General features: G+C 73.0%; 14 protein-coding genes. 5 read left to right on the top strand and 9 right to left on the bottom strand.

The window, feature by feature from the left end:
- Nucleotides 1-56: 56 nt before the first annotated feature.
- The 4 genes from SPRI_RS33005 to SPRI_RS32990 are packed head-to-tail and all read right to left on the bottom strand — an operon-like array spanning nt 57 to nt 5,579.
- A complete protein-coding gene (locus SPRI_RS33005) occupies nt 57-2,453 on the bottom strand; it encodes a beta-xylosidase/alpha-l-arabinosidase (RefSeq protein ID WP_005320907.1) in 2,397 nt (798 codons plus the stop codon).
- Between the two features lie 50 nt (nt 2,454-2,503).
- Nucleotides 2,504-3,370 carry a carbohydrate ABC transporter permease gene (locus SPRI_RS33000; RefSeq protein WP_005320905.1) on the bottom strand — a complete coding sequence of 289 codons (867 nt, stop codon included), beginning with the start codon at nt 3,368-3,370 and terminating at the stop codon, nt 2,504-2,506.
- A 5-nt stretch (nt 3,371-3,375) separates the two neighbouring features.
- Nucleotides 3,376-4,335, bottom strand: a complete 960-nt coding sequence (locus SPRI_RS32995; RefSeq protein ID WP_005320904.1) for a carbohydrate ABC transporter permease — start codon at nt 4,333-4,335, stop codon at nt 3,376-3,378.
- A 2-nt stretch (nt 4,336-4,337) separates the two neighbouring features.
- Nucleotides 4,338-5,579: an ABC transporter substrate-binding protein gene (locus SPRI_RS32990; RefSeq protein ID WP_234020565.1), complete on the bottom strand. Its 1,242-nt coding sequence runs from the start codon at nt 5,577-5,579 to the stop codon at nt 4,338-4,340.
- 219 nt (nt 5,580-5,798) lie between these two features.
- On the opposite strand from SPRI_RS32990, the gene SPRI_RS32985 reads away from it, so the two are divergent.
- On the top strand, nt 5,799-6,857 hold the full coding sequence (locus SPRI_RS32985; RefSeq protein ID WP_053557605.1) for a LacI family DNA-binding transcriptional regulator: 1,059 nt from the start codon (nt 5,799-5,801) through the stop codon (nt 6,855-6,857).
- Nucleotides 6,858-6,917: 60 nt separating this feature from the next.
- A complete protein-coding gene (locus SPRI_RS32980) occupies nt 6,918-8,180 on the top strand; it encodes a Tm-1-like ATP-binding domain-containing protein (protein ID WP_053557604.1) in 1,263 nt (420 codons plus the stop codon).
- A 33-nt stretch (nt 8,181-8,213) separates the two neighbouring features.
- Here the strand turns inward: SPRI_RS32980 and SPRI_RS32975 are convergent, their stop codons facing one another.
- On the bottom strand, nt 8,214-9,221 hold the full coding sequence (locus tag SPRI_RS32975; RefSeq protein ID WP_037775418.1) for a DUF3048 domain-containing protein: 1,008 nt from the start codon (nt 9,219-9,221) through the stop codon (nt 8,214-8,216).
- Nucleotides 9,222-9,296: 75 nt separating this feature from the next.
- Nucleotides 9,297-11,690, bottom strand: coding sequence for an ATP-binding SpoIIE family protein phosphatase (locus SPRI_RS32970; RefSeq protein WP_063805368.1), 2,394 nt, complete (start codon nt 11,688-11,690; stop codon nt 9,297-9,299).
- Nucleotides 11,691-11,932: 242 nt separating this feature from the next.
- Between SPRI_RS32970 and SPRI_RS32965 the strand changes: the two genes are divergently transcribed.
- Nucleotides 11,933-12,319, top strand: a complete 387-nt coding sequence (locus tag SPRI_RS32965) for a VOC family protein (protein ID WP_053557603.1) — start codon at nt 11,933-11,935, stop codon at nt 12,317-12,319.
- A gap of 2 nt (nt 12,320-12,321) precedes the next feature.
- Here SPRI_RS32965 and SPRI_RS32960 read toward each other — a convergent pair whose 3' ends face one another.
- Entirely contained in the window at nt 12,322-13,974 is a 1,653-nt protein-coding gene (locus tag SPRI_RS32960; RefSeq protein WP_053557602.1) for a phytoene desaturase family protein, read from the bottom strand.
- Nucleotides 13,940-14,413: an SRPBCC family protein gene (locus SPRI_RS32955; RefSeq protein ID WP_005320889.1), complete on the bottom strand. Its 474-nt coding sequence runs from the start codon at nt 14,411-14,413 to the stop codon at nt 13,940-13,942. The genes SPRI_RS32960 and SPRI_RS32955 overlap by 35 nt, the downstream gene beginning before the upstream one ends.
- Before the next feature lie 202 nt (nt 14,414-14,615).
- Here SPRI_RS32955 and SPRI_RS32950 point away from each other — a divergent pair, with 202 nt between their 5' ends.
- Complete coding sequence (locus SPRI_RS32950; protein WP_005320888.1) at nt 14,616-15,503, top strand: short-chain dehydrogenase/reductase; 888 nt, start codon at nt 14,616-14,618, stop codon at nt 15,501-15,503.
- Nucleotides 15,504-15,689: 186 nt separating this feature from the next.
- Nucleotides 15,690-17,438, top strand: coding sequence for a hypothetical protein (locus SPRI_RS39550; protein WP_238996265.1), 1,749 nt, complete (start codon nt 15,690-15,692; stop codon nt 17,436-17,438).
- 168 nt (nt 17,439-17,606) lie between these two features.
- Here SPRI_RS39550 and SPRI_RS38975 read toward each other — a convergent pair whose 3' ends face one another.
- Nucleotides 17,607-17,774, bottom strand: a complete 168-nt coding sequence (locus SPRI_RS38975; RefSeq protein ID WP_182327569.1) for a hypothetical protein — start codon at nt 17,772-17,774, stop codon at nt 17,607-17,609.
- Nucleotides 17,775-17,969: the final 195 nt, after the last annotated feature.

Genomic DNA, 17,969 nt, shown 5'->3' with positions numbered 1-17,969 from the left:
CGCGAGATCCCCGGGAGCGATCCGCTCCCGGGGATTTCGTGTCCCGTGCGCCGGGGTCAGCCGGCGACCGGTTCGACGACGGTGGCGCAGTGCAGCGTGCGGTCGTGGCCGACCGTCCGCTCCGGGCCGGTCAGGCGCAGCCGTACGGTGTGCCGGACGTCGCCGGGCGCGCTGGACGTCGCGAACCGCAGCTCGAGGTCGCCCGGTTCGACGATCCGGCGCCCGCCGACGCCCGTGAAGGACGCCAGGTCGGCGTGGAAACGGAAGCGGACCTCCGCCGCCCGGCCCGCCGCGAGCTCCACCCTGGCGTAGCCGATCAGCCGGACGTCCGGCCGGGTGGTCTGGGCGACCGGGTCGTGCAGGTAGAGCTGGACGACCTCGGCGCCGTCGCGGTCGCCGGTGTTGCGCACGACCACACCGATGTCCGCGGACCCGTCGGTGGGGAGCTCCGCGGGAGCGGTCGGGCCGGGCTCCCACGCGAACGTCGTGTAGGAGAGCCCGTGCCCGAAGGGGAAGAGCGGGGTGGGATCGAGGTTGCTCACCCCGCCCGCCAGTCCGAGCGGCGGCTGGAGGTACGTCCAGGGCTGGCCGCCCGGCCCGTACGGCACACCGACCGGCAGCCGGCCGGACGGGTTGACCCGCCCGGACAGCACCCCGGCCAGGGCGGGGCCGCCCTCCTCGCCGGGGAAGAACGCCTGCACCACGGCCGCGAGCCGGTCCGCCCAGCGGCCGAGCGCGTACGGACGGCCCGTCACCAGCACGGCCACCACGGGGACGCCGGTGGCCACCAGGGCGTCCAGCAGCTCCCCCTGGACACCGGGCAGCGAGAGGTCCGCCGCGTCGCAGCCTTCACCGGAGGTGCCGCGGCCGAAGAGTCCGGCCCGGTCGCCCAGCACCGCCACGCACACGTCGGCGTCCTGCGCGAGACGCACCGCTTGGGCGATGCCCGAGGTGTCGGGACCGTCGACGTCGCAGCCGGCGGCGTGGCGGACCGCGGCGCCGGGGAACTCCTCGGTCAGCGCGGCCAGCACGGTCGGGATGTCCACGCCGAGGGGGACACCGGGGTGCGAGACGCCGACGTGGCTGGGGAAGGAGTAGCAGCCGAGCATGGCCAGCGGATCGTCGGCCCGGGGTCCGACGACCGCGATCCGCGCGGTGTCGCGGAGCGGCAGCACGCCGCCGTCGTTGGCGAGCAGCACGCAGGACCGCTCGGCGACGAGCCTGGCGGTCTCCCGGTTGGCGGGTCCGTCGAGGTCGACGGTTCCGCGCACGCTGTCCGCCTCGCCGTCCGATCCCCGGAGCACCGGGGGCAGCGGGGACCAGTCGGGGTCGAGCAGGCCCAGTTCGCACTTCTGGATCAGGACCCTGCGCAGCGCGCGGTCGACGAGCGCCTCGGGGACCAGGCCGTCACGTACCGCTTCGACGAGCGCGTCGCCGTAGCAGCGGACGGTCGGCAGTTCGACGTCGACACCGGCGGTCAGGGCGAGCCTGGCGGCATCGCCGCGCCCGGCGGCGACCTTGTGCAGGGTCTCGAGGAAGCCGATGCCGAAGTAGTCGGCGACGACCGTGCCGTCGAAGCCCCAGATCTCCCGCAGGAGTTCGGTCAGCAGCCGGGTGTCCGCCGCGGCGGGGACTCCGTCGATCTCGGCGTAGGAGTGCATCACCGAGCGGGCTCCGCCTTCCCGCAGCGCCATCTCGAACGGCGGGAGGATGACGTCCGCGAGCTCGCGTCCGCCGGCGCGGACCGGGGCGAGGTTGCGGGCGCCGGCGGACGCCGAGTAGCCGGCGAAGTGCTTGAGGGTGGCGATGATCCCGGTGGACTCAAGGCCCTCCACATAGGCGGTGCCGACGGTGCCGACGAGGTACGGGTCCTCGCCGATCGTCTCCTCCACCCGGCCCCACCGCAGGTCGCGGACGACGTCGAGGACGGGGGCGAGCCCCTGGTGCACACCGACGGCGCGCATGTCCGCGCCGATGCGGCGGGCCATGTCGGCGACCAGGCCGGGATCGAAGGTGGCGCCCCAGGCGAGCGGTACGGGGTAGGCGGTGGCGGACCAGGCGGTGAAACCGGCCAGGCACTCCTCGTGGGCGAGCGCCGGGATGCCGAAGCGGTTGGCGTCGGCGATCTCCCGCTGGGCGCGGGCCAGCGCCACCGCGCCGGTCGCCGGGTCCACGGGAGCGGTGCCGAAGGGCCTGGTGAGCTGGCCGAGGCCGCGGGTGATGAGGCTGTCCCAGTCGACCGCGTCGACCATGTCGTTCTGGTGGGGCGCCACACCGTCGCCGTCGCCGTCGGCGCCCACCCACACGCCGTAGAGCTGGGCCGTCTTCTCTTCGAGGGTCATTCTGCCCATGAGGTCGTCGACCCGTTCTGCGGCACTGAGCGAGGGGTCGCGCCAGGGGCCTTCGGCGTCGGGGGCCGCGGCGGGCGCGTCCGGGGCATGCGGAATTGCCATCGGGCAGGGATTCCTCTCGGTGGTGGCAAATGTGCGGGCTCGGCGGCGGGCTACTTGCCGCCGACGCCCATCAGGCCGTTGACCAGGGCGCGCCTGGCGAAGAGATAGACCGTGAAGATGGGGATCACGGACAGCACGACGGCCGCGAGCAGGGCGGGGACGTTGAGCCCGAACTGGCCCATGAAGTTGAACAGGCCCAGGGTCAGCACACGCTGCTCCTCCGACTGGGTGAGGATCAGCGGGAACAGGAAGCCGTTCCACGCCTGCAGTGCGGAGAAGATCGCGACGGTGCTGATGCCCGCCCGCGACATCGGCACCGCGAGCTGCCACAGCATGCGCAGCGGTGTGGCGCCGTCCAGGCCCATCGCCTCGTACAGCTCCTCCGAGATGTCACGGAGGGTGGAGGTGAGCACGAGCACGGCGACCGGCATCGAGAACGCGGCCGTCGGCAGGATCACCGCTGCCAGCGAGTCGTACAGGCCCATCTCGGCGATGAGCAGGTACAGCGGCACGACGACGGCCTGGGCGGGGATGGCGACGCCCAGCAGGAAGGTCCGGAAGGCCATCGACGACAGCCGGCTCCTGGTGCGCACGGCCACGTAGGCGAGCGGGACGGAGAGCGCGAGCACGATGGCGACCGTGGCGACGGCCACGACGGCGGTGTTGAACAGCAGGGTGAAGAAGCCGCTGCTGAGGACGGTGTTGTAATTCTCGAGCGTGGGATCGGTGGGGAAGGCCAGCGGGTTGCCGCTGAGCGCCTGCTCCTGCCGGGTCAGCGAGGAGGAGAGCAGGGTGTAGAGCGGCACCAGCACGATGACGAGCCAGGCCAGTGCTCCCAGACCGACGAGCGGGTTGCCCTTCGGCCGGCGCCGGCGGGTCCTCCGCACGGGCCTTGCGGTGTTCAGCTGTGCGGACACTCCGGTCACATCCCTTCCCTGGTGGAGCGCATGGACCCGAATCCGCTGAACTTCACCATCAGCAGGGACAGGGCGGTCGCCACCACGACGAGCGCCGTGGCGATGGCGCTGGCATAGCCGAGGTCGTAGCTCTGGAAACCGGTGCGGTACATCAGGTAGGGCACGATCGTGGTGTCGGTACCGGGTCCGCCCTTGGTCATGATGAGCACGGTGTCGAAGTACGTCAGCGAGCCGACGATCATCAGCACCGACGAGGTGGTGATGGTGTTGCGCAGTTGCGGCAGGGTGATCGAGAAGAACTGCCGGACCGGTCCCGCCCCGTCGATCGCGGCCGCCTGGTAGAGCACCTGCGGGATCTGCCGGGTGCCGCCTTGGTAGATCAGGGTGTGGAACGGCATGAACTGCCAGCCGCCGACGAAGGCCACGGTGAGCAGGGCGCCGGTGGAGGAGCCCAGGATGTTGGGGTCGATCCCGAACCAGGGCCCGATCTCCTTGATCACACCGAAGTTGGGGTCGAGGAGCGAGTGGAAGAGCACCGCGATCGCCGTGGTGGACAGCAGCAGGGGGACGAAGAAGATCGCGGAGAGCACGGCACGGTTGCGCTGCCGGCCGGCCGCCCATACGCCCAGCATCAGCGCGATGGGTGTCTGGAAGGCCCAGCTGATGACGGTCAGCAGCAGGCTGAGCCAGCCGGCCTGGCGGAACTCCGGGTCCTTGAACAGCCGCGTCCAGTTGTCGAGGCCGACGAGTGTCGGCGAGGTGAGGCCGTCCCAGGAGCAGAAGGACAGATAGACGGCCAGTGCCATCGGCACGATCGCGAAGAGCCCGAAGAAGATGATGCCGGGCAGCGCCCAGGTGACGGAGGGACGGCCGAAGCCCTGTCCCGCCGCAGTGCGGCGGCCGCGCTTCGTGGCGGCCGCCGCCCTGCTCCGCTGCTTCTCGAGCGGTGTGGAAACTTCTGTCATGGTTACTTGAGCGCCTTCAGGGCCTCGACGAACTGCTCGGGCGTGGACTTGCCCGCGAACAGCTTGTTGATCTCGGTGAGCATCGGGGTGGCCTTGCTCGCCTCCAGCGCCTGGTCCCAGGAGAGCGTGAAGCTCGGGGCCAGCTGGACCATCTTGTACTGGAACTCGGCGAACCCGGGGTTGGGCGAGGTCTGGAGCAGCTGGGAGGCGTTGGCCGTGGTGGGGATGTCGCCGTTGTCGACGAGGGCCTTCGAGTACTCCTTGGACGCCATCGACTTCAGGAAGTCGATCGCGGCGTCCTTGTGCTTGGTGCGTGCGTTGACCGACCAGTAGTTGGTGGGGTTGCCCACCACGTTGCCCGGGTCACCGGTGCCGCCGGCCACGGTCGGGAACGCGGTCCAGGCGAGGTCCTTCTTGGCGAAGTCGGGGGCCTTGCCCAGCTGGGTCGAGTACTCCCACGAGCCCATCAGGTGCATCGCGGCCTTGCCCTGGGCGAAGAGTGCGGGGGCGCCTCCCTTGGAGTAGGAGACCGAGTTGAAGTTCTTGCCGAAGGCTCCGTCGTCGATCAGCTGCCGGGTCGTCTGGGCGGCCTTGAGGACCGCCGGGTCGCCCCAGGCGGAGGAGTCACCGTTCTGGATCTTCTTGAAGACCTCGGGGCCGCCGATGCGGTCGAGCAGGTACTCGAGCCACATGAGCTGGGTCCAGGCGTCGGTGCCGCCGAGCGCGAACGGGGTGATCTTCTTCGCCTTGAAGGTGCTGATGGCCTTCTGCAGGTCGTCCCAGGTCTTCGGCGGCTGGAGGTTGTTCTCGGCGAACAGGGACTTGTTGTAGAAGAGCATCACCGGCTGCATGCCGCGCATGGGCACGCCGTAGACCTTGCCGTCGAGACTGCCCGCTTCGACGATGGACGGCAGGAACCCGCGCCGCAGGGTCTCGTCCTTCTGGAAGTGCGGGGAGAGGTCGACGAGCTGGCCGGCGTCCACGTACGGCTTGATGGAGCCGCCGCCCCAGTTGAAGAAGACGTCCGGGGCGTTGGGCGAGCCCATGGCGGTGCGGAGCTTGTTGACGTACTCGGCGCCGGGGACCGAGACGAGCTTGACCTTCACGTCCGACGTCTTGTTGAACTCGTCGACGGCCGCCTGCTGCACCTTCACCGCGTCGTCGCCGTAGACGTAGGCGGTGAGGGTGCCCTCGGCGGCGCCGGTGCCGCTGCCGGAGCCGCAGCCGGCGAGGACCGCGGCCATCGCCGTCGCGGCGAGCGCCGCGGTCCATCTGGCCGTACCCGTACCTCTGCGGAGAAAGCCCGACCCCATAACTGCCCCTCATCGAATGTTTCGAATTGCTTGGCGAATGTTGCCGGAACCGTACGAGTGCGTTTCCGGCGCGTCAAGAGGTCCCGCGAAAGCTTTCCGCGATCAGTGGGCGGAGCTTGTGCACAGCGTGCGGCGGGCTACGATCCCTGCATGAGACCCGCAGACGTGCAGTCCCGACCGGAGGATCCGTCCTCGGACGAAACGGTCGAGGGCGGTGCCACACTGGCCGAGATCGCCCGCGCGGCCGGCGTGTCAGCTCCGACAGTTTCGAAAGTCCTCAACGGGCGGGCCGATGTCGCCGCAGCCACCCGCACCCGGGTGGAGGAGCTGCTGCGCCGCCACGGCTACCGCCGGCGGCGCGGCGCCTCGCAGCAGTCCCGGATGATCGACCTCGTCTTCCACGAGCTGGAGAGCTCCTGGGCCATGGAGGTCATCCGCGGCGTGGAGAACGTGGCACGCGAGGAGGGCCTGTCCCTGGTCCTCTCGGAGAGCGCCGGGCGGCTCATGCCCGGCCAGACCTGGGTGGACGGGGTGCTCGCCCGCCGTCCCGCCGGGGTGATCCTGGTGCTCTCCGACCTCGACCCGGCCCAGCGCGCCCAGCTGACCAGCCGCGACATCCCGTTCGTGGTGGTGGACCCGGCGGGCGACCCGGGTGACGACGTGCCCTCGGTCGGCGCGACCAACTGGCAGGGCGGTCTCGCCGCCACCCGCCATCTGCTCGAGCTCGGTCACCGCCGCATCGGTGTGATCGGCGGCCCGTCCCGGATGATGTGCAGCCGCGCCCGCATCGACGGCTACCGCTCCGCGCTCGAGAGCGCGGGCGTGCCCGTCGACGCGGAGCTGGTGCGGGAGGGCGACTTCCACCACGAGGCCGGTTACGCCGCCGGTCTGGAACTGCTGCGGCTGCCACAGCCGCCGACCGCCGTCTTCACCGGCAACGACCTCCAGGCCCTCGGTCTCTACGAGGCCGCCCGGGAGCTCGGCGTCCGGATCCCCGAGGACCTGAGCGTCGTGGGCTTCGACGATCTGCCGCTCGCCCGCTGGGTGGGTCCGCCGCTGACCACCGTGCGGCAGCCGCTGACGGAGATGGCGGAGGCCGCCGCACGGCTGGTGCTCGACCTCGGCCGCGGCCGCCGTCCGGCCGCGTCCCGGATCGACCTGGCGACCAGCCTGGTGGTCCGCAACAGCACGGCACCGCCCGCCGGCTGATCGCGGACGACCGGTCAGGCACTCTTGTCGATCGCCGGATTTCCGCGAACAGTTCGTCCCATGGCGACAGTTGTACTGGTGGGCACGCTGGACACCAAGGGTGTGGAGTACGGCTGGCTGCGTGAGCGGCTGCTGGCCGCCGGCGTCGAGGTGCTGGTCGTCGACGCCGGCGTGGTGGGCGAGCCGCGGATCGAGGCCGACGTGCCTCGCTCCGAGGTGGCCCGCGCGGCCGGCGCCGACCTGGCGGAGCTCCGGGCGGCGGCGGACCGCGGCACCGCCGTGACGGCCATGGCCCGCGGGGCCGCCGCGAGCGTGCTGCGGCTGTACGAGGAGGGCCGGCTGCACGCCGTCCTCGCCGTAGGCGGCAGTGGCGGAACGTCCATAGCGACCCGCGCGATGCGGGGACTGCCGCTGGGCGTACCGAAGTTGATGGTCTCCTCGATGGCCGCCGGTGATGTGTCGCCCTATGTCGGGGCCGCCGACATCACCATGATGTACAGCATCGTCGACATCGCCGGCGTCAACAGCGTCCTGGCCCCGGTGCTGGCGAACGCGGCGGACGCGGCGGCCGGCATGGCGAAGGGTTTCGCGGCACACCCGAGGGCGCTGCTCCCCGCCGAGCTCGCGGCGGGCGGCAGACCGCTGATAGCGGCGAGCATGGCGGGCGTGACGACCGCCGGCGTCGACGCGGCCCGCGAACGGCTGACCGGGCTGGGCTACGAGGTGCTGGTGTTCCACGTCAGCGGGGCCGGCGGCCGGACGCTGGAGTCACTGGCCGGACAGGGCCTGTTCGCGGGCGTTCTGGACCTGACGCTGAGCGAGCTCGCCGACGACCTGGTCGGCGGGATCCTGACGGCGGGACCGGACCGGCTGAGCGCCGCCGGGCGCCGGGGCACACCGCAGGTGGTGAGCCTGGGGGCCCTCGACATGGTGAAGTTCGGTCCCCCCGACACCCTCCCCGGCCATCTGCGCGGACGCGATGTACAGGTGCACAACCCGTCGATCACCGTGGTCCGCACGACGGCGGAGGAGTGTGCGGAGCTCGGCCGCCGCGTCGCCGCCAAGCTACGGGCGGCCACCGGCCCCGCCGAGGTGTGCGTACCGCTGCGGGGCCTGTCGACGCTCGGCGCGCCGGGCGGTCCGTACCACGACCCGGCCCTGGACGAGGCGCTGTTCGCCGCCCTGCGCGACGGTCTATCCGGCAGCGCCGTCGAAGTCGTCGAGTACGACACGCACATCAACAGCCCGGCTTTCGGCCGGGCCGCGGCGGACCGCCTGCACCGCCTGATCACCGCGCGCGGTACTCCGGCCGGCCGCGCCTGACCCGCGCGGCGCACGGCAGGCGGGGCCGGGCGCTCAGCGGCCGGTGAGCAGCACCCACACCTGGCCGGGGGCGAAGTCGAGCCGGTCACCGGCCGCGTCGGTGAAGACGGTGTCCCCCTCCGCGCTCGCCCGCTGCCAGCGGGCGTCGTAGGCACGGCCGTCGCGCAGCACCAGCGCCGTGCCGGAGCCGACCGTCTCCGTGTACGGCGACACACTGCCGGACCGGTCGCGGAAGCTGGAGGGCCGGACCTCCGTGTGCTGCACGACGACCGTCGAGGCCTCGAGCCGCCCCCCGTCGGTGGTCCGCGCGGCGGACCCGTCCATCGCGACCAGCCACCGCTTCTGCTCCGGTGACCAGCTGAAGGTGTAGCGGGCCGAGGGATAGCGCACGGTGTGCTCCTCGAGCGGGCGGCCGCCCCCGGGAGCGGCGCCGAAGCGCATCCCGATGTCCGACGCGTCGCTCACGTCACGGGCGGCGGCGAGGGCCCGCTCGGGCCGCAGGTAGAGGTTGTGCGGCGCCGAGCGGTCGCCCGAGCGGACGTAGGCGTCGGGCGCCTCCCCCTGCGGCAGCGCGGCGACGGGTGCCGACTTGATCAGCGGCCGCAGCGAGGACTGCGCGCCGGAGTACGCGAGCGCGGGCCTGCCGAACTGCCGCAGCAGCTCGAGATCGGACTCCCGCGCACTGCGCACCGGGCCGATCTGCGGCGGCAGGCGGGAGGAGAAGACGGCCAGTATCCGGCTGAGACCCGACTCGACCTGCTCGACGTAGACGATGTCGGCGGCCCCGAGACCGGTGTGCGGACGCGCCGCACGGACGTTGTCGATCTTGACGGCGAGCACCGGGCCCTGCCGGGCCGGCAGCCCGGTGAAGTACGACGTCCCGCTCTCCGCGGCGGACGTGGAGGTCTCGTCGGGGCCGGGCTCCGTGCCGGTGCAACCGAAGAGCGACACGCTGAGGGCGGCGGCCAGCGTGGCCACCACGGCACCGGTCCGTGCCCGCCGGCCACTGCCGTCGTCCCTGCGTCCGCGTTTCACGTTCATTCGGCCACGCTCCCCGTGGGTCAAGTGGACCACGTCGGGCGACGCGCGGACAGCCCCGCGAGCCGCCGGTTCCGCTCAAGGCAGCAGCTGCTCGGTCCAGATCGTCTTGCCGGCGGCGGTGTTCCTGCTCCCCCACCGGTGCGCGAGCTGGGCGATCAGGAACAGACCGCGTCCGCCCTCGTCGGTCAGCCGTGCCCGGCGCAGATGGGGCTGGGTCTCGCTCGGGTCGGAGACCTCGCACACCAGCCGCTGGTCCCTGATGAGCCGCACGCGCACCGGGCCGCCGGCGTAACGGATCGCGTTGGTGAGGAGTTCGCTGACGATCAGCTCGGTGGTGAACACCAGCTCGTCGAGCCCCCATACGGTGAGCCGCTCGGTCACCAGCGCCCGCGCCTCGGACACGATCCGCACGTCGGCCGGGAACTCCCAGGCGACGACCGAGCCTTCGGGCGACACGGACACCCGCGCGAGCAGCAGCGCCGCGTCGTCGTCCGGCGGGTGCGCCAGGAAGGGGACCAGCATGTCCCGCGCGATCTCGGACACGGCGGCCGCGTCGCCCGAGCCCGAGCCCCTGACCTCCCGCAGATGGTCGATCACATGACCGGTGCCGGCCGCGGGCGCGTCGGAGAGCGACCCCGCGGTGAACGCCAGCAGATCGCCTGGCGTGAGCTCCACCTCCACCGGTTCGAAGGGAGCGCCCTCGAGCCCGAGCGCCGGGCCGGGCATCATGTCCACGGGGCCGGTCTCACCGGAGGAGCGGGCCAGCACGGGCGCCGCGTGCCCCGCGCTGGCCATCAGCGCGCGGGCGCTGACGGGGTCGTAGACGGCGTAAAGGCAGGTGGCGCCTCGGACGGTCCCCTCTGGCTCGCCCGGCTGCTCGTCGTCGGCGAGCCGCACCACGAGGTCGTCCAGATGGGTGAGCAGTTCGTCGGGCGGCGGGTCGAGGTCGGCGAGGGTGCGCACCGCCGTGCGCAGACTGCCCATCGCGGCAGCGGCGTTGAGGCCGTGCCCCCGCAGGTTCCCGACCACGAACGCCACCCGGCTCGAGGACAGGGTGATGACGTCGAACCAGCTGCCGCCCGTGCCGGCCAGTGTCCTGCCCGGCACATAGACGCCGGCGGTCTCCGCCGCGGTCACCTTGAGCACCGGCCGGGGCAGCAGGCTGCGCTGCAGGCTCTCCGCCGTACGGCGTTCGCGGGTGTAGCGGCGGGCGTCGTCGATGGCGAGGGCCGCGCGGGAGCAGATGTCCTCCCCGACCGCGGCGTCCCGTGCGTCGAACGGCGCCCTGTCCCGCGAACGCCACAGCGACACCGCGCCCAGGACGTGGCCGCGTGCCTGCAGCGGCACGACCATGTACGAGGCGGCGCCGGGCGCCAGCACCAGCCGCTGCCGTTCCGGGTCCTCGGCGATCCTGGGCCGCAGGTCGTCGAGGTCGGGCACGATGACGGCGGAACCTCCGCGCAGCCGGTCGCTCTCGTAGGTCTTGACCCGGATGACGGAGCCCTGCTGATACAGCTGGTCCGGCCACTCGCCTCCGCTCGCGACGGCGGAGACCCGGCGCAGCGGTGCGCCGGTGACGAACTCCCCGGGCTCCTCCCCGACGAGCAGGGCCTCCGTGATGTCCACGCAGGCCAGGTCGGCGAAGGCGGGCACCAGCAGGTCGGCGAGCACCTGCGTGTTGCGGCCGACCTCCAGGGAGCGGCCCAGCGCGGAGGCGGCCGTGGCCACCAGTGACGAGCGGCTCCGTTCCCGTTCCTGCTCGGTCACGTCCGTGAAGGTCACCGCGACACCGCGGGCCAGGCCGTCGCGGCCGGCCATGCGCAGGGCCGAGAGGGAGACGGTCCGGTCGCGTTCGGGCGCCTGGCCGAGCCGGGCGCTGGTGACGAAGTCGATCAGCGGCTCGCCGGTGGCCACGACCCGGTGCAGGCGTTCCTCCAGGGACGCCGCGTCCTCCGGCACCAGCAGCTCGCCGAGCCGGCGGCCGGCGAGGAGGGCGGAGGGGCGCGGGTCGCTCGGCAGTGAGATGCCTCTGATGAGCCGCAGCTCGCTGTCGTAGACGGCGAGACCGATGCCGCTCTGTGAGAAGAGCGCCCGGAGCAGCGCATCGTTCTCATCCCGGCGGTCGGCGACGACGGCGGGCACGAGCCGCATCAGGTACCGGGCGGCCAGAGGGCCGTCCACCGGAAGCAGGTCGAGCTGAACCCGCCGGGAACCCTCCGCGTGCAGCAGGGCCGTCCGCACCGAGCGGGAGTGCCCGCCGGCGTCGTGGTTCCGCAGCGAGGACCAGACACCGGGGTCCGTCAGCAGCTCCTCGACGGTGCGTCCTTCGAGCTCAGCGGCGGAAAGGCCGGTCAACTCCACGGCGCCGCCGGTGCAGGCGAGCACCCGTCCGTCGTGATCGAGCACGAGCAGCGCCGAATCCTCCGGCCGCTCGGACCCCGTGTTCACGATGTGGCCGCTGGTGCTCACGCGTCGATCACTCCCGGATGGCGCTCCCGAGCTCCCTGTCCTGTGCCGCAGGTGCGGCAGGCGTACGGACCCCGCGCCTTCATTGAACTCCACAGCGTGCGGGGCCGCCCGTCGGCGACCGGATCGAATGTGACAGCGAACAGTGCCCCGTCCTAGGATCACCGGCACGGCATCGCGTGTCGGTCACCGACCGGGTGAGGCATGGAGGTGCCCGTGAGTTTGCCTTACGGAGGCATTCCACAGTGTCAGTAGAGTTGAACCACACCATCGTTCTGGCCCGGGACAACCGGGAGTCCGCCGAATTCCTCGCCCGGATCCTGGGGCTCGAGACCGGCCCGGAGTGGGGACCGTTCATCCCCCTCACCCTCAGCAACAACGTCACGCTGGACTTCGCGACCGTGGACCACGAAGTCCCGCTCCAGCACTACGCGTTCCTGATCTCCGAGGAAGAGTGCGACGAGGTCTTCCGGCGCATCGAGGACGCGGGCATCACCTACTTCGCCGACCCGCAAGGGAAGCGGCCCGGCGAGATCAACCGCAACGACGGCGGCCGCGGCATGTACTTCCACGACCCGGCCGGTCATGGCATGGAGGTCATCACCCGGCCGTACGGCAGCGGCGGCAGCTGACCTCACCCCCCTCGCGTCTCCCGCCCGCCCGGTTCCGCCGGCTCACCGCCGCGGCCCCGGCGGGCGAGGACGCGCTGGGTCCGGCTCAGCAGCCGGCCCGGGGACAGCACCCGCAGTGCGGCCCGCGCCGCGTTCGCGCCCGGCGCACCGTGCACACCTCCGCCGGGGTGCGCCCCGGCGGAGGCCAGGTAGAGCCCCTGCACAGGGGTCTCCGGACGGCCGGTGCCGGGCATGGGGCGGAAGAACAGCTGCTGGTGGAGCGCGGCAGTACCGCCGTTGATGGCGCCGCCCGCGAGGTTGGCGTCCGAGGCTTCGAGCGTCGGCGGGGCGAGGACGCGGCGGGCGATGATCCGGGCGCGGAAGCCTGGCGCGTACCGCTCCACCTGCTCCTCCACCCGGTCGGCCATCGCCTCCCGTTCCCGTGGATCCCAGCGGCCGGTGAGGCCGTCGTCGCCCGCGTCGCCCTTGGTGCGATGGGGTACGTGCGTGTACGCCCATGCCGATTCGGTACCCGCCGGGGAGCGGGTGGCGTCCGCGGTGGTCATCTGCCCGAACAGCAGGAACGGCCGGTCGGGCACCTGCCCCATGGACAGCTGGGCGGCGAACCGGGTGAGCCCGTCGACGCCGTCCGCGAGATGGACCGTACCGGCGCCGGCCGCCGCTTCCGCCGTCCACGGAACGGCTCCGTCGAGGGCCCAGTCGACCTTGAAGGTCGCGAAGTCCCACTGGAAACGGCCCAGATCGCGCAGGACCCGGGAAGGCAGGTGCCGCTCGTCGACCAACTCCCCGTACAGCGCGGGCACGGACACATCGGCCAGCACGGCACGGCGGGCGGGCACCGACTCGCCGTCCGCCGTCCGCACGGCCACCGCACGGCCCTCGCGGACCACGACCTCGACGGCACGCCGGCCGCACCTGACCGCGCCGCCGCGGCGTTCCAGCCTGCGGACCAGTGCCTCGGTCAGCTTTCCCGCGCCGCCGACGGGCACGGGGAAGCCGTGGCTCTGGCCCAGCATCGACATCAGCCAGCCGTAGCCCCCGCTGCCGGCGGCCTCCGGGGGCAGGTCCGCGTGCAGCGCGTTGCCCGCGAGCAGCAGCCTGCCCGCCTCGCCGCCGAACTCCTCCTCCCCCAGGCGGCGTACGGGGAGCAGCAGGGTCCGCGCCAGCCGCAGTCCGCCGCCGGTGTGCAGGCGGGCGGCCATCCGCAGCGAGGGGATCACCGGCGGGAACGGTGTGAACAGCAGGTCGAGGATGTCCGGCCGCAGGCGTTCCCACACGTCGTACAGGTCGCGCCAGGCCGCACCGTCACCGGGCGCGAACGTCTCCAGCCCCGCCGCGGTGTCCTCGGCGCTGCGCCGCAGGACCGCGCACCGGCCGTCGGTCAGGGGATGGGCCAGCACATGGGGGGCGTGCTCCCAGCGCAGCCCGTCGCGTTGCAGTTCGAGACCGGCGATCACCGGCGAGGCGGCCGCCAGCGGGTAGAACGAGCTGCACACGTCGCTGACGAAGTCCGGGTGGACGCCGCGGTCGCTGCGTACGGCGCCGCCCGGCTCCGGTTGCGCCTCGAGGACCTCGACGCTCCAGCCGGCGTCCGCGAGGAGGTTGGCCCCGACGAGACCGTTAGGCCCTGCTCCGATCACCACTGCGTCCGGCATCGCGCTCTCCTGAGTTCTCGACGACGTCGGCCAGGCGGCTGAGCATGCGGCGGTGGCGGACGAGGAGGAACGCGTCCAGCGCCGCGTTGTGGAAGGTGCCTCCAGGACCCTTCAGCGGATGCTCATCCAGGACGACCAGGGTCTCCTCGCCCCAGGGGCGGATGTCGATGGCGATCCGCGCGCTGCCCAGCGGACCGCTCTCCGCCTCGAGTTCGAGTGTCCGCGGCGGCTCGCAGTGCCGCACGATCGTTCTGCCGTGCAGGGTCCACGGCCCGACCCGCACTGTGTACTCCAGGGCCGCTCCGACCTCCGGCCAGTCGCCGTACGCGGGCCGGCTGTCGGCGGTGCCGATGACCCAGTCGCTGTAACGGTCCCGGTCGCTGAGCACCGACCACACGGTGGTGGGCGGCTTCCTGATCACCTGGTGATGCACGGCCATGGGTCCTCCAGCGGGTGGAAGGGACGTCGTCGACCAGCGAGTGCCCCTTCCCCGGTGATCTATGGCCCCCTTCGATCACCGGTGAGGCACCGGCGGCCCCGAGGCGGACGGCGACGGCTGCTCGCGGCCCCATGGAAGCCCCCGAAAGGGGTAACCGGCCCTGGTGACCGGGAGGGGCGCCGAATGAGACGGAGGCCCGAGCATGGCCGAACAGTCCCCCCTTCTCGGCCGTACGGCCGTGGTGACCGGAGCGGCCCGTGGCATCGGAGAGGCCATGGCCAGGACCCTCGCCCGGCGAGGCGCCCGGGTCGCCCTCCTCGGCCTGGAGGAACCACTGCTCGCGCGTGTGGCGGCGAGCCTGCCGGGCGCGGCGCACTGGCCGGTCGACGTCACCGACGAACAGGCCATGACCCGCACCGCCGCGCAGGTGGAGGAGAGCCTCGGGCCCGTGTCCGTCGTGGTGGCCAACGCCGGTGTGGCGGCGGGCGGGCCGTTCCTTCAGACGTCCACGGCGACCTGGCGGCGGATCGTCGAGGTCGATCTCCTCGGCACCTGTCTCACGGCCCAGGTGCATCTCCCCGGCCTGCTGCGCACCCGGGGCTACTTCCTCCAGGTCGCCTCACTGGCGGCGATCGCGCCCTCGCCGATGATGAGCGCCTATTGCGCGGCCAAGTCGGGCGCGGAGGCGTTCGCGCACTCCCTCCGGGCCGAGGTGGCCCACCGTGGCGTGGGGGTGGGGGTCGGCTACCTGAGCTGGGCGGACACCGAGATGATCCGGGCCGCGGAGGAGCACCGGGTGATGCGGGAGCTGCGCGCGGCGCTGCCGTGGCCGGCCGGAAAGGTCTATCCGGTGCAGCCCGTGGCGGACCGACTCGTACACGGCATCGAGCGGCGCGCGCCCGTCGTGTACGCCCAGCCGTGGCTCCGTCTGGCGCGGGCGGCGCGGGGCTGGCTGCCGGGCCCCGTCGCCCTGGGAGCCCGTCTCGAACTCGGACGGCTCCGGGGCGATGAAGGTCTGGAACCGACCGGGCTGCTCGGCGCCGGCGGCGCGGCTGCCTGGACGGCGGCCGCAGCGGCCCGGCAGCGGTGACACGGAAGGCTGAACGACCGGGGCTCCGGGGGGCGGATTCCGCCTGGTGGCCCACTGGCGGCGTTCCCGGATGGCGCAATATCACGTTATGCCCGTTAGATGTAACAAAGTGTGCGCGCCCAGGCGGCGCACGACGAACGACACGGTGTACGCCTACCCGGATGTTCCGCGAACGGAGCCCGCGCCATGACCACCGACCCCCACACCAATTCCCCGTCCGACTACCAGGACGACCGCCCCCGGCCCCCCGACGGCACCGCGGCCGCCGGGTACGCCGCCCCGGTGTTCCCGGCCCGCACGGTCCCGCCGCTGCCGCCGATGCCTTCCCACCCGCCGGTCTTCCCGGCCGCGGCGGTTCCCCCCGGCCCTCTCGACCCGGTGCACCCGGAGCCCGGGACGCCGCTGCTCCCCGAGGAGCCGTCCCCGCTCCACGGGACGGGCCCGGCCGCAGGCACGGGAACCGGTACCGGCACCGGCACGGTCACTGGTGCCGGCGGGCCGGACAGGCCGAGGCCGGCCCCGGCGCAGGAGCCGGTCCCCGTGCGGACCCCGGCCGGAAGGCCGCGGGCGCCGCAGGCCGGATCGGCGGCCCCGACGCCGTGGGCGGCGGGCACCACGACCGATGCCCCGGCGCCGGTCGTCGACCCCGACGAGAAGCGGGATCCGATAGCCGCCCCGGTCGACAAGCCCGGCCCCGTGCGCAGCGCCGTCTACGCCTGGAGTCCGGCGCGCTCGGCCGCCAAGGAACCGGCCGCCGACGAAGCGGCCGCCGACGACGCTGCCGCGCGGGCCGCCGAGGACGCGGCCGCCGAGGACCTGGCAGCGGGTGCCGCCGGGGAACCGGCGCACGCGCGTGACACGACGCCGGTGCGCGACGCGATCGAGGACCCTAGCCCGCTCCGCCAGGAGACCCCGGTCCAGGGCCTCACCCCGGCCCCGTCACCCGGCTCCGGCAGCGGACAGCCGGCCGGCGACGCCGCCCGGGCCTGTGCCACTTCTCCCGCGGACGACACGGCGCCCGACGAGAGCGCGCCCAACGAGAGCGAGCAGCCCATCCACACGCTCCTGTGGACGGCCGCCACCGAGCGTCCGGTGGCCGAGGTCGCCGCCCTGGTGAGCCGGCTGAAGCGCACCGGAGAGGTCGACAGCCCCGGTGACCTGGCCCTGCGCGCCGCGGCTGTCTCCCGCCCGCTCGACGAGGTCAGGCAGCTGGTCGCCCTGCTCAACGAGTACCCGCACCCCCTGCACGAGGCGGACACCACGCTGCGCGCCGCCGCCGTCGGCCGGCCCATCGAGGACGTCGTGCAGCTGGTGAACATGATCGGCACCGACGCCAGCGAATGGCGGTCGGCCGCGACCGAGGCAGCCACGGGTGACGACCCCTCCCCGCCGGCCGGGGAGGACGTCACCCGACAAGAGGCCGCCGTCGAGCCGCAGGCCGTCGCCGCGGACACACGGCCCTCGAAGAAGACCTCCTGGTCCATGGCCGCGCTGAACGGCGCCCTGGCCGCAGGACCGGACAGCCACACCATCTCGCCGGCCATGCGTTCGGGACTGCGCTGGCCCGCCGCCGCCGTTCTCTTCACGTGCGGCGTCATCCATCTCCCCACCGACGTGGCCGGCCTGCGTTCCGGCGGTTACGCCGAGACCCTCTCGGTCGCCGTCACGGTGCTCTGCCTGATCGTCGCCGTGTGGCTCGCGGTGCGTGACACCGCGCTGGTCTGGGCGGCCGCCGCCGGCCTGGCGGTCGGTGTCGCCGCACTGCACGCGCTCGCGGGCGTCGGGACCATGAATCTGCTGCAGAGCAGCCTGGGCGCCTCCTTCGGCTGGGCCAGAGCAGCCGCGGTCCTGTGCGCCGGAGCATGCGCCTTCCTCGCCGGATCCGTCCTGCTCCGACGCAGGCAACCGGCCACGGGGGCGACGCACAACAGCTGACGCCCCGGCCCTGCCCCACGCCAGCCTTCCGCGACGCCGGCCCAGGCCGACCGTGCGGAAGGCTCGCGGCGTTCACGCCCGGCGCCCGGGGACGAGCGACGGTCCCGGGCCCTGCCCAGGAGGAGCCCCTGCCGAGGCGTCGGCCAGCGCTCCGTACGGCCTCGGCCGTCACTTGCCAGGACCGCGCCGGTCCGTAGGCGTGTCGTCCGCCCGCGGTTCGGGCTCCTCCTCTTCCCGCTCCCCCTCCGCCTGCGACGGCGTACTGCGGGGGAAGTTCGCGCGGACCTCGTCCTCCGGCCGTTCGCCCTCCGCCTGGGAGGGTGTCTGCTCACTCATGGGGCCACTTCCTCACCGTCGGAGCGGAATGTTCGTGCCTGTGCCGGACCCGGCGCCGGATCCGCCGGGCCTCACAGGTCGCCGGGTTCCCGGACGGGCGGGTGCCAATCATGGGGCGCGGTGTGCGCGGTCCGGCCGCCCACGCGTGAGGGGGTGCGCCCGGTGGAAGGCCGCCCGATGATGGCTTGAGCCCCG

It is taken from the genome of Streptomyces pristinaespiralis (genome assembly GCF_001278075.1).
In the GTDB taxonomy this organism is placed as follows: Bacteria; Actinomycetota; Actinomycetes; order Streptomycetales; family Streptomycetaceae; genus Streptomyces; species Streptomyces pristinaespiralis.
The sequence above is the reverse complement of the archived record's forward strand: the minus strand, read 5'-3'. Positions and strand labels throughout refer to the sequence as shown.